The 15,288-nt window shown below is 43.9% G+C and carries 11 protein-coding genes, 1 tRNA gene and 1 pseudogene; 2 read left to right on the plus strand and 11 right to left on the minus strand.

Annotated elements, in window-relative coordinates; translation table 11 throughout:
- Positions 1 to 131: 131 nt before the first annotated feature.
- From QK890_RS08200 to metA, 3 genes are read right to left on the minus strand one after another with little or no spacing between them, the layout of a single operon-like run.
- Complete coding sequence (locus tag QK890_RS08200; RefSeq protein ID WP_005810656.1) at positions 132 to 1,106, minus strand: zinc ribbon domain-containing protein; 975 nt, start codon at positions 1,104 to 1,106, stop codon at positions 132 to 134.
- Positions 1,103 to 2,929 (minus strand): U32 family peptidase, encoded by a 1,827-nt coding sequence (locus QK890_RS08205; RefSeq protein WP_005810657.1) that lies wholly within the window; start codon positions 2,927 to 2,929, stop codon positions 1,103 to 1,105. The genes QK890_RS08200 and QK890_RS08205 overlap by 4 nt, the downstream gene beginning before the upstream one ends.
- Positions 2,926 to 3,843 (minus strand): homoserine O-succinyltransferase, encoded by a 918-nt coding sequence (gene metA, locus QK890_RS08210; RefSeq protein WP_005778646.1) that lies wholly within the window; start codon positions 3,841 to 3,843, stop codon positions 2,926 to 2,928. Before metA ends, QK890_RS08205 begins: the two co-directional genes overlap by 4 nt.
- 159 nt (positions 3,844 to 4,002) lie before the next feature.
- Between metA and QK890_RS08215 the strand changes: the two genes are divergently transcribed.
- Positions 4,003 to 4,173 carry a DUF362 domain-containing protein gene (locus tag QK890_RS08215; protein WP_005810660.1) on the plus strand — a complete coding sequence of 57 codons (171 nt, stop codon included), beginning with the start codon at positions 4,003 to 4,005 and terminating at the stop codon, positions 4,171 to 4,173.
- Between the two features lie 160 nt (positions 4,174 to 4,333).
- Here QK890_RS08215 and QK890_RS08220 read toward each other — a convergent pair whose 3' ends face one another.
- The 4 genes from QK890_RS08220 to QK890_RS08235 all read right to left on the minus strand — a co-directional run bounded on the left by QK890_RS08220 (position 4,334) and on the right by QK890_RS08235 (position 9,203).
- Complete coding sequence (locus tag QK890_RS08220) at positions 4,334 to 5,527, minus strand: pyridoxal phosphate-dependent aminotransferase (RefSeq protein WP_367627298.1); 1,194 nt, start codon at positions 5,525 to 5,527, stop codon at positions 4,334 to 4,336.
- An 82-nt stretch (positions 5,528 to 5,609) separates the two neighbouring features.
- Entirely contained in the window at positions 5,610 to 6,824 is a 1,215-nt protein-coding gene (locus tag QK890_RS08225) for a bifunctional 3,4-dihydroxy-2-butanone-4-phosphate synthase/GTP cyclohydrolase II (protein ID WP_005778652.1), read from the minus strand.
- 11 nt (positions 6,825 to 6,835) lie between these two features.
- The gene (locus tag QK890_RS08230; protein ID WP_005778654.1) at positions 6,836 to 8,740 is read right to left on the minus strand and encodes an LptF/LptG family permease; all 1,905 of its coding nucleotides are present in this window, start codon (positions 8,738 to 8,740) and stop codon (positions 6,836 to 6,838) included.
- 76 nt (positions 8,741 to 8,816) lie between these two features.
- Positions 8,817 to 9,203, minus strand: coding sequence for an START-like domain-containing protein (locus tag QK890_RS08235; RefSeq protein ID WP_005778656.1), 387 nt, complete (start codon positions 9,201 to 9,203; stop codon positions 8,817 to 8,819).
- A 220-nt stretch (positions 9,204 to 9,423) separates the two neighbouring features.
- Here QK890_RS08235 and QK890_RS08240 point away from each other — a divergent pair.
- Positions 9,424 to 9,500 (plus strand) — tRNA-Met (locus tag QK890_RS08240).
- Between the two features lie 674 nt (positions 9,501 to 10,174).
- Here QK890_RS08240 and QK890_RS08245 read toward each other — a convergent pair.
- The 4 genes and pseudogenes from QK890_RS08245 to QK890_RS08260 all read right to left on the minus strand — a co-directional run bounded on the left by QK890_RS08245 (position 10,175) and on the right by QK890_RS08260 (position 15,276).
- A complete protein-coding gene (locus QK890_RS08245) occupies positions 10,175 to 10,930 on the minus strand; it encodes a NigD-like protein (protein WP_005810665.1) in 756 nt (251 codons plus the stop codon).
- A gap of 104 nt (positions 10,931 to 11,034) precedes the next feature.
- Positions 11,035 to 11,106: pseudogene (locus tag QK890_RS08250) on the minus strand (hypothetical protein); the annotation flags it as partial.
- 165 nt (positions 11,107 to 11,271) lie between these two features.
- Positions 11,272 to 13,665, minus strand: a complete 2,394-nt coding sequence (locus QK890_RS08255) for a hypothetical protein (RefSeq protein WP_032531733.1) — start codon at positions 13,663 to 13,665, stop codon at positions 11,272 to 11,274.
- 123 nt (positions 13,666 to 13,788) lie between these two features.
- On the minus strand, positions 13,789 to 15,276 hold the full coding sequence (locus QK890_RS08260) for a RagB/SusD family nutrient uptake outer membrane protein (RefSeq protein WP_032531734.1): 1,488 nt from the start codon (positions 15,274 to 15,276) through the stop codon (positions 13,789 to 13,791).
- Positions 15,277 to 15,288 lie beyond the last annotated feature (12 nt).

Below are 15,288 nucleotides of genomic sequence, written 5' to 3' on the forward strand. Positions count from 1 at the left end.
GTAATTTTGGCTGTTCTCACCACAGAGGACACAGAGGACACAGAGTTTTAATTCCGCTCGCCCTTGGAGGGTGGAGGACAGAGAAAAGAGAGAGAGAAAAACTCCTCTGTGTCCTCTGTGGTGAGAAGATCTTATTCGTTGATCGCCCCGCAATGCGGGCATACCCCCTTCTCCCGGAGTTTCTGCCCACAGTTTCCGCACCGGTATTTATAGCCGGAATTCCTACGCACCTTCTTCACAAAAAGCCAGATGAAGCAAGCTAAAAACAGGTAACCGATATAAATGTGCGTGGTCAGGATGAAGAAGAAGTAGCAGAAGATGCAGCAAGACATCAGCCCCAGCAAATAGAAAACGGCGGCGGCAGGAGTGAGCTGGCGGAACAAATCGTCGAGCACGGCCAGCGTGACGACAATAAACAACCAGATGCTCAGCAGAAAAACCGAAAGGATGAAAGGCACCTTGAACGGCGAAAGGGTGGGATTAAAGTAGAAATGCTCCCAGGTATCGGGGACAAACACCTGCATCGTCTCGTAAACCGTAGCACTGAACGCCATCAGCAGACAGAGGAAAAGGGGATAGACGCTGTCGATATCATTGAAGTAAACCATCTGCAACTGCTTCTTCATGAAAGCACGGAGCAGGTAGACCCCGACAAAGAGGGCGAAAATGATGACGAAATACGAAGCGTGAGTATTGCTGAAAAGGTGGATAAACTGCGAAATACTATCGGTGGGCACGAAGGAGCGCACCAAATCACGGTTGCGCACCCACCCCTGGACGTCCTGCGAGTGGGCCAGCTTCACCCATACGCTGTCCACGCTGTCCTGCGGATGAATGGAGAACTCTGCCACGACCACCCGGTCACCCTTGTTCAGACTGACATAGGCATCCTTCACCGGAAGATATTCCAACCGGACGGAGTCGTCCAGCACCTCCAGATTCGTGTTCCAGGTATAATGGTACCGGAAAAGATAAGCTAAAGAGTCCTTTGTTTTCTCCCCCAGCCCCTCGGCAGTGAGATCGGGCGGTGAATAATGGCAGGCCGCCAGCAGGAAAAAGCCTATCACAGCATAACACAGACGCGCGCAGAGCCCCTTCATTTTCATAAGGCACTCACTTTCATCTGGCAGTTCCGGCAGTCAAATTCCAGGCGGAAGCGTTTGCCGTCCGTCGATACCAGATAATAAGGTTCACGATACGGAGAGCGTTCCCGTTGATGAACCGGACACCAGCCCATGCTGTAGCGCAGGCAATGTTTGCAGAACATCAGCACCGCCTTCTCCACAGGCGTCTGTTCAAAAGCAGGAGCAATGCTTGCCACGCCATGCCCGGCATAAAAAGAGGCAGCCCGCGCATTCATCACATTTCCCAGATAGGTCAACGTCGTCTGCGGAAAAGCATGAGTCGTAGGCCTAAGCACCGCCAGCTCTCTCCGGTAGTTGATACGGCGGGCGGCAATCAGTTTCTCAATCGCCTGCCGGCGGAAATCGGCCAATACCGAAGCAGGCAGAAACCAGTTCTCCGTGAAGTCGATGTCGACGCGTTCCGCTTCGAAAGGAGTATTCCCCAACTTAGCCAGCTGCGTCTTCAGGTTCTCTTCCTGTGGCGTACGCGCCGGCTCTTTCGCACGCGGCAGCGACAGGGTCACACGGTTATCATCCTCATCCGTCAGCGTCAGGGCGAATCCGAAGGCAGTGTCCGCCAGCCGGATGGCCACGGCCATCTTGCGTTCGGACGACCGGCGGGCGAGTATCTTCTCAAACTCCTGGTCGAAGTTACGGTACAACACCGTTCGGGGCTTGATGCGGGGCATCTCCTGCGGATAGAGCTTATTGCCCTCCACACGGTTGATGCGGAAACCTTGCAGTTTGCCTTGCTCGTCAATGTAGCAAACACCGTCACCGTTATTGAACGACTTCAATCCCGCCACGGTCAGATAATTCCCCCTGGCCTCTTTCATCGTCCCCATCTCCTCTCCCAGCGACTTGGGGGTGTCGAACGAAAAAACATCCCTGGTGCGCCCGTGCAGGAAATAATGCGTAAAACCACGGCTGAAACTCTTGTCCAGCTGAGGCTTGAAAGCGTAACGGCAGCTGCCGGAAGAAGCACGCACATACTCCTTGCGGCGGGCAAGGATGGCATCCAGCTTCTGGCGGTAGGCGGCCGTCACGTTCTTTACATACGAAACGTCCTTCAACCGGCCTTCTATCTTGAAAGAAGAGGCACCGGCATCGAGCAGAGCCTCCAGCTCCTCACTTTGGTTGAGATCCTTGAGTGAAAGAAGATGTTTGTCCTTCGCAATCACCCGGTCGTTCGAATCGACCAGGCTGAACGGCAAACGACAGAACTGGGCACACTCACCCCGGTTGGCACTACGCCCGAAACAAGCCTGGCTGACGTAGCACTGCCCGCTATAACTTACACAGAGCGCTCCGTGCACAAAGATTTCCAGAGGCACGTCGGGACAAGCCTCGTGTATCTTGCCGATCTCCCGCAACGAAAGTTCACGCGCCAACACCACTTGGCGGAAGCCCGCATCGGCCAGAAATCTCACTTTCTCTGCCGTACGGTTATCCATCTGCGTGCTCGCATGCAACGGAATGGGCGGCAACTCCAGACCGGCGATTCCCATATCCTGCACAATAAGCGCATCCACTCCGACACGGTACAGGGCCCGGATCATCTCCTCCGTCTCCTTCAGTTCTTCATCTTTCAGGATCGTATTGACCGTAACATAAATCCGCACATTATACAAATGGGCATACTCCACCAAAGCGGCTATATCTTCCAATGAATTGACCGCTGCCGCACGGGCACCGAACTTCGGCGCACCGATATATACGGCATCCGCCCCATGATCGATGGCAGCCATGCCGCATTCCAGGTTTTTGGCCGGAGCCAGCAATTCTATCTTACGTTGTTTTATCATCTGATATCTTCAATATTATAAGGAGTCTCCTGATAGACGAAATAGTTCAGCCAGTTGGAGAACAACAGGTTGGCATGTCCGCGCCAACGCACCAGCGGCCCCTTGTCCGGATCATCATCTACATAATAATTGCGAGGAACCTCGATAGGCAGACCTTTCGACACATCCCGGCGGTATTCCGTATCCAGTGTCAACGGCGAATATTCCGAGTGCCCTGTCACAAAGAACTCACGCCCACCGCGAGCCACCACCATATACACTCCCGAATCGTCCGACTCCGAAAGCAATGTCAGTTCAGGCACCTTTAGTATATCTTCTTTCCGCACTTCCGTATGCCGGCTATGGGGAACATAAAATTCATCATCGAACCCGCGGAAGATGGGATGCAACGGAAGCAACGTGCGATGTTTGAAAATGCCGAACATCTTCTTGCCCAGTGCATACTTGGGCACACCGTAATGATGGTACAGACCGGCCTGCGCGGCCCAGCATATATAGAGCGTAGAGGTGACATGGGTACGTGCCCAGTCAAATATCTCCGTTATTTCGTTCCAATAATTCACCTCCTCGAAATCCATCTGCTCTACCGGCGCACCGGTAATGATCATACCGTCGTACTTATCGTCCCTCATCTTGTCGAAGTCGGTATAAAATGTCTTCATGTGTTCTATCGGCGTGTTCTTCGAAGTGTGGCTCTTTATCTTCATAAAAGATATCTCCACCTGAAGCGGAGTGTTCGAGAGCAGACGCACCAAGTCTGTTTCTGTCGTAATCTTCAACGGCATCAGGTTGAGGATGACAATGCGTAGCGGGCGGATGTCCTGTTGTGTTGCGCGGGAGTTATCTATCACAAAGATATTCTCCTCTTTCAATAGTTCTATCGCAGGAAGCTTATCGGGTAAATTTAAAGGCATAATTGCATACGTATTTAATAATCAATGCAAAAATAGTGTTTTCCTTATTTAGAAGATATACAAATTAAAACATTTTAATCAAAATCGATACCAACTAATGATTAAAAACTCTATTTTTGTACCTACAAATTAGTACTAATAATTAAAATATCAAACAAAATGGCTTACGTAATTAGTGATGATTGTATTGCTTGCGGAACTTGTATTGACGAGTGTCCGGTTGGCGCTATCTCTGAAGGTGATATTTATTCAATTGATCCTGAGCAGTGTACAGACTGTGGTACTTGCGCAGATGTATGTCCTTCTGAAGCAATTCACCCAGCTGAATAATACAATCCCCCAAAACAAGATAAAGGCTGCTTTCCTGATGGAAAGCGGCCTTTATTGATTTTTACCCCTACCCGGCTATTGAAACCGGATACTCTTAAAAAGAAAGAAGGATGTATCTTTTCACCGATACATCCTTCTCCTTTATCTGATTGGCAGAGTCTTATTTCAGCTTAGCCAATGCTTCTTTGATGCGACGGATCGCTTCAACTATATTTTCATCGCTGGTGGCATAGCTCATACGGATGCATTCCGGAGCACCGAACGAAGTACCGCCTACGCAAGCTACATGAGCATCCTCAAGCAGATACATCGCCAGATCATCCGAATTCTCAATCTTACGATCCCCAACGGATTTGCCAAAGAAAGAACTGCATTTAGGGAACAGGTAGAAAGCGCCTTCCGGCACATTCACCTCAAATCCCGGAACTTCTTTCGCCAACTTCACAATCAGGTTACGACGACGTTCGAAAGCCTTACGCATCTCTTCCACCGGAGCCTGAGAACCTATATAAGCAGCCTCAGCAGCCTTCTGAGAAACTGAGCAAGGACCCGAAGTATACTGTCCCTGAAGTTTATTGCAGGCTTTCACAATCCATTCCGGACCGGCAATGAAACCAATTCTCCATCCGGTCATCGCATATGCTTTTGACACACCGTTTACAATCACCGTACGTTCTTTCATCTCGGGGAACTGAGCGATACTCTGGTGTTTTCCGATATAATTGATGTGCTCATAAATCTCGTCGGCAATGACGATAACCTGCGGATACTTAGCCAATACGGCAGCCAGACCGGCCAACTCTTCTTTGCTGTAGACAGAACCGGTCGGATTAGACGGTGAGCAAAGAATCAAAGCTTTGGTCTTCGGAGTGATGGCAGCTTCCAGTTGGGCAGGAGTGATTTTGAAATCCTGTTCGATACCGGCAGTTACAATCACCGGAGTACCTTCGGCCAGTTTCACCATTTCCGGATAGCTTACCCAGTAAGGAGCAGGCACAATCACCTCATCACCCGGATTTACCAGCACCATGATGGTGTTACATACAGATTGTTTTGCACCATTTGCACAAGAAATCTGAGCGGCTGTATATTCCAGACCGTTTTCTTTCTTCAGTTTCTCTACGATTGCATTGCGCAAAGCCGGGTAGCCCGGAACCGGAGAGTAGCGAGAGAAGTTGTCATCTACCGCTTTCTTGGCAGCTTCTTTGATGTGATCGGGAGTATTGAAGTCGGGTTCTCCCACACTGAGGTTAATTACATCAACACCCTGAGCTTTCAGCTCAGCGCTTTTTTGCGACATAGCAAGAGTCGCCGAAGGCGACAAGCTGTTCAAACGGTCTGATAGTTGGTTCATTTCGTATCTATTTTATTGTTGTTGAGTGAATTTGATTGCAAAATAAACTATAATATTTGATATATGAAAGCAAATAGACAGTTTACTTATTAAAATGAAGCGTATGCCCCATCCGCTCTTTCTTTGTCTTCAGATAACGTACATTATAAGGATTCGGTTTAACCTCTATTCCCACGTTCTCGGTAATCTCTAACCCATAGGCTTCCAGACCGATACGTTTCACCGGATTATTCGTCATCAACTTCATCTTTTTCACTCCGATCTCACGCAAAATCTGCGCACCGACCCCATAATCACGTTCGTCGGCATCAAAACCCAAATGGAGATTGGCATCTACCGTATCATATCCTTCTTCCTGGAGTTTATAAGCGGCAATCTTGTTCATCAAACCAATACCACGACCTTCTTGATTCATATAGACAATTACCCCTTTTCCGGCAGCTTCGATCATCTGCATAGCTTTATGAAGCTGCTCACCACATTCACAACGGCATGAACCGAAAATATCACCAGTCATACACGAAGAGTGCACACGTACCAGAATCGGTTCGTCTTTGTCCCACGTTCCTTTTATTAATGCAATGTGCTCCATCCCGTTCGATTTCTGACGGAAAGGTATCAGACGGAAATGTCCGAACTGCGTAGGCATATCCACTTCCACTCCTCTATCAACAATCGACTCCATCTGAAGACGGTATGCGATCAGGTCTTTGATGGAGATTATTTTCAATCCGAAACGACGGGCCACTTCCACCAATTGGGGCAGACGAGCCATGGTTCCGTCTTCATTGATGATTTCAATCAACGCGGCAGCAGGATACAAACCGGCAAGTTTAGCCAAATCGACACTCGCCTCAGTATGTCCAGCGCGACGAAGGACTCCACGCGAACGGGCACGCAGAGGATTGACATGCCCCGGACGTCCCAAATCGGAAGGTTTTGTCTTCGGATCGGCCAAAGCACGGATAGTCATAGCACGGTCGTGCATGGAAACTCCCGTCGTGCATCCCTCAAGTAAATCGACAGTAACCGTAAAGGGAGTCTCGTAAATTGAAGTATTGGATGACACCTGCATATCCAGTTCCAACTCGGCACAGCGTTCTTCCGTGATAGGAGCACAAAGTACGCCACGGCCATGAGTCAGCATGAAATTCACTTTTTCCGGAGTAATCTTTTCGGCAGCAATAATGAAATCACCTTCGTTTTCACGATCTTCATCATCTACCACAATTACGAAATTACCCTCTTTGAAGTCGGCTATCGCCTCTTCGATGGTATTCAGTCTTATTGGTTCCATACTCTTATATCTTAATTTTTGTTATTAATATCCTTTATTGTAAGTTCTACATCCCGGTTCAATGCAATTATCCGTTCCATATCCTTATTCAGACGTATACGGAAAGCCCAGATACGGAAATAGAAAAATAAACCGATAGGCATCAAAATTCCAATTGCCATATTAAGCCAATAATTATGGAACGGACGCACATGTGCGTTTACAGGGATAATCGGATATTTCTCCAGCTTCTGAAGCAATATCAACGAACGGGTATTGGACATCTCATCTACCAATGACTCCATACGGTTATTAATCGCAATGATCTCCTGATCCTGACCGGCAGTCATCCACAAACTAAAATAATTAGGAGCTTTAGACAACCGGTTCTTTTCCATATAGTTTTTACACTCCTCCGAAAGTGCATCCAGATCAGAGGGAAGGCGCCGATAATCCGGATCATGAATAATCACCTCCTTCTTTGACAGATGGCGGACACTGCGCACACCGAATACTCGCTTAAACCAAGCAATATAAACATCAGTATTCAATACCACAGAATCTTTATTCGATTTATAAGTCAGGAAATATCCCAGCGGAGCCAGAATGGCGGAACTCATCCACATCCCCATCCATACAATCCACTTCCCGTCTCGAGCCATTTTATAGCCTGTATTATCAATAATATAATAAATGATAAAGGTAAACACGGAAACAATAACCGGCATACCCAATCCACCTTTGCGGATAATACCTCCCAAAGGTGCGCCAATAAAGAAAAATAAGAGACAGGAAAGAGAAATTGTGATTTTCCGATGCCATTCTATTTTATGTCTTCGTATGCTAAGATCATTCTGAGCCATTGTAAAGCTCTTAAACCCCCAGTCACTCGACAGATTCTCCGTACGGCCAACGGCTGAAGCTATGATCTTCTGCTTATTCATCAAGGTAGCAACTTTAAACAGACTATCCACATTGTAATCGCCAATGCGCGCTTCCTCCATCTTCAGGGTATCTTCCTTGGTCAGTCCGGCCGCAGTGCGATACGGCCCCTTACTTGCTTCAATGTAATACTGCCTGCCGATACTATCGGCCAATACAGTCATCGAGTCGATGGAAGCCTGTATTTTTATCATATCTTTGGTGGTAGACTGATTGCTCATAATACTGGCATCAGCCATATTAAAGTCCGAATCGAACTGAATGATCGTATGTTTCTCCCGGAAAGATTCCCGGCGATAAGGAACATTCTTCGAACTCATGCTCTGTGCCTTCAGATTCTCAAACATCTCACCGCTGTACAGATGTAGATAAAGATGCTGCTTATCGGCTGTCATCTCCAGACGTCCCGAATCGGCTACAATAATACGTGCATTATCAAAGTTATTGGAGAAATCATAAATAATCACATCGTAGAGCATGCCCGTCTTACGGTCTTTTCTTTGCACTTTCAAATTATACCCATCAATTTCATCATAAAAAACTCCTTCGGGAATATCTACCTCAGGAGATTTCTGCTTCATCGAAATGAGCAAAGTGCCCAACTTGGCTTGTGCCCGCGGCCCTATGACATTTTGGAAATAGAAGGATACACAACAAATGGCGAAGACAAGGACAATGAGCGGACGCATAATTTTAAGCAGCGAAATGCCTGCTGCCTTCATGGCGAGCAACTCAAAACGCTCGCCAAAATTACCAAACGTAATTAAAGAAGCCAACAACACTGCCAAAGGCAGAGACATCGGTACCAGACTCAACGCAGAATAAAAGAAGAATTGAGCCAGTACACTCATTTCTAACCCTTTTCCCACCAATTCGTCTACATACTTCCACAAAAACTGCATCATGAAGATGAAGAGGCAGATGAAAAATGTACCGACAAAGAGTAATAAGAAACTCTTTATTATAAAAATATCTAATCTTTTTATGCGTAGCATCTTAATAGTTTCATGCAATTAAGATACAAAATTAGCACAAAAAAAGGAGTGCAAAAAATTTTTGGTTGAAAGTTAACTAAAAACCGCATGTTCTACGTAACTTACTCACTTGGGAATCCCACAATTCCTTCAAATCATCAACCTCTTCCGGATCAGAAAAGTCACTAATTTCAAGCACATAATCGCCCGTCAATTCATTATTACTCATTTTTATTTCAAAATACTCCCTTTCATTTTCGTCATCAAGCCAATGGAAACGAATAAACGAATAGGCCCGAATGGCAACAATAGTTGCCTGACGCTGTTCGGTTTTACCCCAACAAAAAGTCACTGTTTTATCATCTGATACTACTTTGTCTGCAAACCAGTCCTCCAAACCGGTAGGTGTGCTTATTGCTGACCAAAGAATATTTTTAGAAGTCGCATTCAGAAGATATTCCAAATGTATTTTCTCCTTTTTCATAGCTTTATTATTGATTGTGTGTGCCAAGATAAATACTTTTTTCTAAATACAAGGCATAATTAATTCACTTTCTTCATTACATCTCTTCTTTCAGAGTCAGAAATAGCCTGTTCATCATACTTTCAGAGATGTTTTTTTTAAGTTAAACACAAAAAAGATAGAAAATGTTTTGGAGATTAAAAAAAAGGCTCTATCTTTGCACCCGCAATCGAGAAACAATGGCGGGATAGCTCAGCTGGTTAGAGCGCATGATTCATAATCATGAGGTCCCCGGTTCAATCCCGGGTCCCGCTACCAAAAGAAAATTAGCGTTTAGGAGGCTTCCACTCTTGGGCGCTTTTTTATTGCACGACACGCTGCTCCCCTCATACATTCCACTCAGTTATCAACAAGGTTATTAACAGGTATCCACTAAAGTTATCAACAGGATAACAAAATAAGCTTCAATTGATTACAAGTTTACATTCATTCTATTAACCATTACTTCAAACAGGCTATCAACAAGGGAAAATGATAATGTTTCAACTATGTAAGTCTATTTACTGAAATGAGATAAATACAGGAAGTCTGAACAAACAATCTTATCGAAAGGTTCAACCACCTACTTTTTTTATCAAAGCACATATACTTATTAAAATAGCAAATATCCCCGCTAAACCTTATAGGAGAAAATTGGGGAGTAAAAGTTCTGACACTACTCCATAAGATTAAAAATCAAGTAATTATAAGCATTAGTTACATTCCTGCAAAAGGCTTGTTTTAACAGTACGTTAAAACAAGCCTTTTGATAATAAAGAAGAAGTCTTTTGTGCACAAAAGACTTCTTCTCTGCAAATAGAAAAAAAACGTTCTGAAAAAGGCATTAACAATGTTAATAGAAAAGGGCTACGCTCCTATCTATTTTCAGATCCCGGCAAGCCGTATGCTCCAATCGAGATTCACAGAAACGTAACCTTTTGGGGCTTGAGAAGTTATTTTAAGTTCAAATTACTCCTTACCGATGTGATTGCTGCATTAACTGGTGTAACGGACTTTTGAGTGCAATAATCAAACTCTGCAGATTTGTCGCCGGTAAATGATTTCCATTTTAGTTTTAATTTGACTGTTTTACCATTTGTATCCGGCAGACCATCCAGTTTAAAAGCGACCAGACCATCTCCCATCGTACCATATGTGTCTCCGTACGCATGATGACGGAATTCTACCTCATAAGGATTCTCCGGATTCTGGCTTAACAATAAATTTACGAAATGGGCTTTATGATAGTCTCCCCACGTTGTTCTGAAACGTAGAGTCAAATAACCATCTTCTGCAATAGTCACCCAATCATTCACAATTTCGACTGGATCCGTGCCATATACAACATCATTTTCCGTCCCCAGATCAGGTGCAATCGATTTGGTCAGAATACTATCTATCCAGTTCACCTGTATGGCCTTATCATATTTTCCACCTGATTCATCCAATTCATCATAATTCACCAATGCCCTTACTTCTTTCTCGCCAAAAGGAGAAGAGGTCATATTAGTAGGCAACAATGTCGTGCTATCATTCAACTGTAAAAAGCATGAACCATCAGTCGCGTTTTTCACTGTTACAAGAGCATTAGGAAATCCTCCTACATAATAGTACTTATCATTGTCATCCAGACAAGACTGTAAACCGGCAGAACAAACAACCGCCATCGCAATTATAACTCCTTTATTCAAGAATGAACAGACTTTCATAATAGATTTCATTTTCATTAGACATTCAAAATAGGTTCTCTCTATTTATAGAAATAAAACAATTCCGAAAAGCCTGCATCCAAGAATGTTAATTAAAAATAATATCAACGGCAAAGAGTACTTTCAGGTCCCAAATATGATCTTTTGAGACCGCCCATATCAATTACTATTTTTTGATGACAAGTTCATCACTTACATCATTAAGATAAGTATTCCTATGGGTAAGCCAAAGTTTCTCATAAAAACAGTTTCTTCAAAAAACATCCCCTATATTCATAAAACGAAACATATCACACATCTCGTTTTATGAATACAGGGGATCAATGAAAGTTATCGAATAATTAATAACCGGATTGCCCAAAGGCCCAATCACAGTATCCTTTGGGTAAAGAGCGGGATTTGCCACCAAAAGTCACAGAGAACGGTTGTTTTAAGTTACAATGCAGATTCACGATTTGTTTTTCATCTGCCTTTACTGTCAGTGTATTACCTTTTCCGGATACACGACAATTATATCCAACCACCTCACCATTTGGACGTTCTATCACAAAAGCATTAGTCAGTACCGTCTCACCAATACACTTAAACAGTTCGTGCACATCATTATCCTGAGTATTGACTGTCTGCCAATCGCTGATCATGTTTACATATTGTTCGCCAATAACAAACTTACGGGTATCATATAATTTGGGATGCGGATTGCCAAAACTAAGATCTGAAAAGTTCAATTTTGTATCAGCACTGCATGCCTGCTCTACTTCAAGGTGTGGATCAACAACAAAAGCCCAACGCAACTGTCCTGTCTTATAATCAATCAAATTAGCAAAGGCCCCCATTGCATTAAATGTCTGTTCCAACCATTTTTCGTCACCTGTCAACAAATAGGCATAATAGGTAGCATATGCACGCCATCCGCTCCAACCATGTGGCGAATTAAACATATTCGGTAACATTTGCACATCGTATTGCGCTTCCCAATAACGCATAGTACCTTGCCGGCGACGTCCATCAGGAACACGAAGCTGAGTCAGGCAATCGTGACTATTAAGAATCTTCAGCATTGCATCAGTATAATATTTACGTGTTTCAACATCTTTTTCAAGAACCCCCATCATACCGATCTGTAAAGCCGAACAAGAAATCATTCCATCCTCAAATGTCAGCTCTCCCTCTGTCTGGAAATCACCTTGTGATGCAACCAATTGGTCGATTGCCTTTTTGGCAGATAAAAAATGACGTTCGGCACAATCTTTCCAAAACGGATCTTGCTCACCCAGTTTACGTTCAAGAACGGCAAGTTCTAAAACACTTTTAGCAATATAAATAACACTGGTATAGACTGTTCCGTGATTATAATAGGCTCCGTCATCACGCTGAGAAGTCCGAATCATCCAGTCAGCCAATTTCGATGCTTTCTTCAGATCCTCCAAATTTCCCTGTGCCTCATACTTATCTGCCAACATCCCAATTGTAGTAGAAGTATTTTGAATACGAGTTTTAAAATACAATGGCTCCACTTTTTCCGGATCATGCAATTTATTGTAGAGCTGATCAAAATAATCACTCAATTGTTTATCCAATGTTTTATCCGGAAAATAACGGGCGGCCAGAAAGGCCGAATAGAACCCATACCAACTTTCGGCATGTGATGTGGGTTTCTGATGATAACGGGCTACATTCTCACGTGCCTTTTTCATCACCCACTGCCAAGGATGATGCACCGTCCATACCGCTTCGGCAACCTTATTGCCCGAACGGACGGAAAGAGTATAAAGTCCTGCATCTTCCAGTTTAACCTTTCCTATCCAACGTTTACCCTCCGCTTTAGTCAGCACAACAGGTAACTCTGCCCCCGCATCATTAGTTACTTTTACCTCTGGAGTATCCGCTGTAAGCATGAATGACGCTTCCTCATGCGCAGCATAAGAGGTCTGACGAATATCAATCAAAGGAATATCTGCAGCTTGTGTTATAGCATATTCCAAATTATCCAGCTTCCCCACATTGATGAACAGGAAGGTCCACTCTTTACTTTCGCCTTGTTTCAACTCATACAAATCTTGCGGATGACGAGACGGTAAAGGTAAAGCATTCAACAAGTCAAGATTTAGCGATTCAATGCGATGCCCCATGAACCAAAACGGTGCCGGATCCTGATATCCCAAATTATAGTCCACACTCCAAGATGCTACAGGCTGTTGTGACACAAGTCCCAATGTATGTCCGGAAGGAGTCTGCAGATACCCGTAAAAATGAGTCTTTTCATTTCTCATCAAAGTTGGAAAATATTTACCGAACCAATCCGGATATTTATCCATATATGTATCGATACCTAACTTAAGCCCTGCCTTCTGAGGTTGAAAAGGAACTGATGACTCGTTAGTCAACTTTACCTTCAATGCAGGTTGCCCATGAACTTTTGTATAGGAAATGCAGCAAAGCACCCCGTCTATTTCGCTGCGATAGGAAGCATATCCATCCGGAATCCAAAGCGCACGTATCTCTTTTCCCTCGCGTTTAGCATAGAAAGAGGGGCCGGCATGATCGCCCTTACGGAAAAAAGGTACTGTATCATTTCGTTGTTTATTTTTAAATATTAGTTGTTCCGCACATCCGGTTTCAGAAATTCTCCATTCCCAACCAGGGTGTTTCAAAACAATTTGTGCCGGAGTCATTGGACTGAAAATCAACATTCCGGATAATAAAACGGCTAAACGTATTCCTTTAAAAAGCATAATCTGTTTTTTCTATTCTAATTGTGAAAAAACGGATCCCGGCAATTTAAAGAATCATAAGATGCCCCATGACAAATTGCGGAATCCGTTTTGAATAAATTTATAATAATCTCTTAATAAGCATTAGTACCCCTCATTCTGAATAACCTGTCCACTACTTTCGGTAATGACACTCTGCGGCAACGGCATCAGGTTCATATACTCTTTTGCAGTAGTAGATCCCTTATACTTGATAGCATAATCAATATACAATCCATAACGAATCAGATCACTACGACGGCAGCCCTCACCCCATAATTCATGCCCACGTTCTTTAAGAACAGCTCCAAGAAAATCGTCCAGTGAGGTAAAATCACTCAACTGATAAGCAGTCAATCCTGCACGTGTATGTACATCATTCAGACGGTCCACAGCTTCCTGAGTAACCGCATTATTACTACGTGCCAATGCCTCAGCCATCAGAGTCAATACATCGGCATAACGGTAAACAACAACATCTACTTCACTGCTTTCACTGGTTTGTGTCGGATCTTCTCCATACTTGATGGGCAATGCACCTTTATCCAGATACTCGCCCGGATTAGTTTCATTGTATGTCACCCCATCTGTTCCTACATATTCACTACAAATAACTTCCAGACGCTTGTCCTTAGGATCGAAACTGTGGTAAAACTGCCATGGCATACGATAGCCATTCCATTTTTGGATATTGGGATTAGTTGTAGGATAATTACTTGGCAACACATGTGCATGCCACATTTGCTCATTTACCCCTCTGGTTTCAATACATGAAAAGATCATTTCATCATTGCCTTCATTATCTAAAGTAAAGATGTCCTTATAATTAGCAACCAACGAATACCCACATTTCATAACTTCTCTTCCACATTCCACAGCTTTGCCCCATTCTTTTTCATGCATATAAAGTTTCATCAACACTGTATATGCCAGTCCTTTGGTAAATCGTCCGAAGTTCTCATCAGACTTGCTATATTTAGCAGGAAGTACTTCAGCTGCCGCTTTCAAATCATCTTCAATCAACTTCACTGTTTCCTCTTTTGAAGAACGAGGTACAATGACCTTCTGGGTAGGATTCTGTAAAACTTCTAATGAAGGAATCTGAATAGGGCCATACAAGTCGTAAAGAATATATGCTAACCAGCCACGTCCACAACGTGTTTCGGCAACTAAACGTGTTTTTTCCTCTTCTTTCATATCAATACCAGAAATACGGTCTAATGTCAATGTCATCTTTCCGATATGATTCGCCCACGTACCATAAAAAGAAGTAGGGATATCAGAGGTAGCAGTGAAATTCAACTGTAATACAGCCGGCCACCATGAATCTCCCCATTTACAATCCAATAGGTCGGTAGACATATCTGTATTGGAGGCCAGACCACCTTTAGCGCATTGAAATAATCCGCCATATCCATCTGCACGGAACGGACCGTAAGCTGCTGCAATAACCAGTGCATCTGCATCATCTGCATTAGTTGGAAATATAGTTGTATTAATAGAGTCGTATGATTCGGATTCCAGGTTAATGCAAGAATCCAATAAACCAATCACTGCGATAAACAGGGAAAATATATAAATTATCTTTTTCATATCATTCTTTAT

This window comes from Bacteroides sp. NGMCC 1.200775 (assembly GCF_040798045.1).
GTDB classification, from domain to species: Bacteria; Bacteroidota; Bacteroidia; order Bacteroidales; family Bacteroidaceae; genus Bacteroides; species Bacteroides hominis.

What these genes read in the sequence shown, in the direction of transcription:
- QK890_RS08260 (WP_032531734.1), bottom strand. Translation starts at nt 15,276, where the DNA reads ATGAAAAAGATAATTTATATATTTTCCCTGTTTATCGCAGTGATTGGT.
- QK890_RS08230 (WP_005778654.1), bottom strand. Translation starts at nt 8,740, where the DNA reads ATGCTACGCATAAAAAGATTAGATATTTTTATAATAAAGAGTTTCTTA.
- metA (WP_005778646.1), bottom strand. Translation starts at nt 3,843, where the DNA reads ATGCCTTTAAATTTACCCGATAAGCTTCCTGCGATAGAACTATTGAAA.
- QK890_RS08225 (WP_005778652.1), bottom strand. Translation starts at nt 6,824, where the DNA reads ATGGAACCAATAAGACTGAATACCATCGAAGAGGCGATAGCCGACTTC.
- QK890_RS08245 (WP_005810665.1), bottom strand. Translation starts at nt 10,930, where the DNA reads ATGAAAGTCTGTTCATTCTTGAATAAAGGAGTTATAATTGCGATGGCG.
- QK890_RS08205 (WP_005810657.1), bottom strand. Translation starts at nt 2,929, where the DNA reads ATGATAAAACAACGTAAGATAGAATTGCTGGCTCCGGCCAAAAACCTG.
- QK890_RS08235 (WP_005778656.1), bottom strand. Translation starts at nt 9,203, where the DNA reads ATGAAAAAGGAGAAAATACATTTGGAATATCTTCTGAATGCGACTTCT.
- QK890_RS08220 (WP_367627298.1), bottom strand. Translation starts at nt 5,527, where the DNA reads ATGAACCAACTATCAGACCGTTTGAACAGCTTGTCGCCTTCGGCGACT.
- QK890_RS08255 (WP_032531733.1), bottom strand. Translation starts at nt 13,665, where the DNA reads ATGCTTTTTAAAGGAATACGTTTAGCCGTTTTATTATCCGGAATGTTG.
- QK890_RS08215 (WP_005810660.1), top strand. Translation starts at nt 4,003, where the DNA reads ATGGCTTACGTAATTAGTGATGATTGTATTGCTTGCGGAACTTGTATT.
- QK890_RS08200 (WP_005810656.1), bottom strand. Translation starts at nt 1,106, where the DNA reads ATGAAAATGAAGGGGCTCTGCGCGCGTCTGTGTTATGCTGTGATAGGC.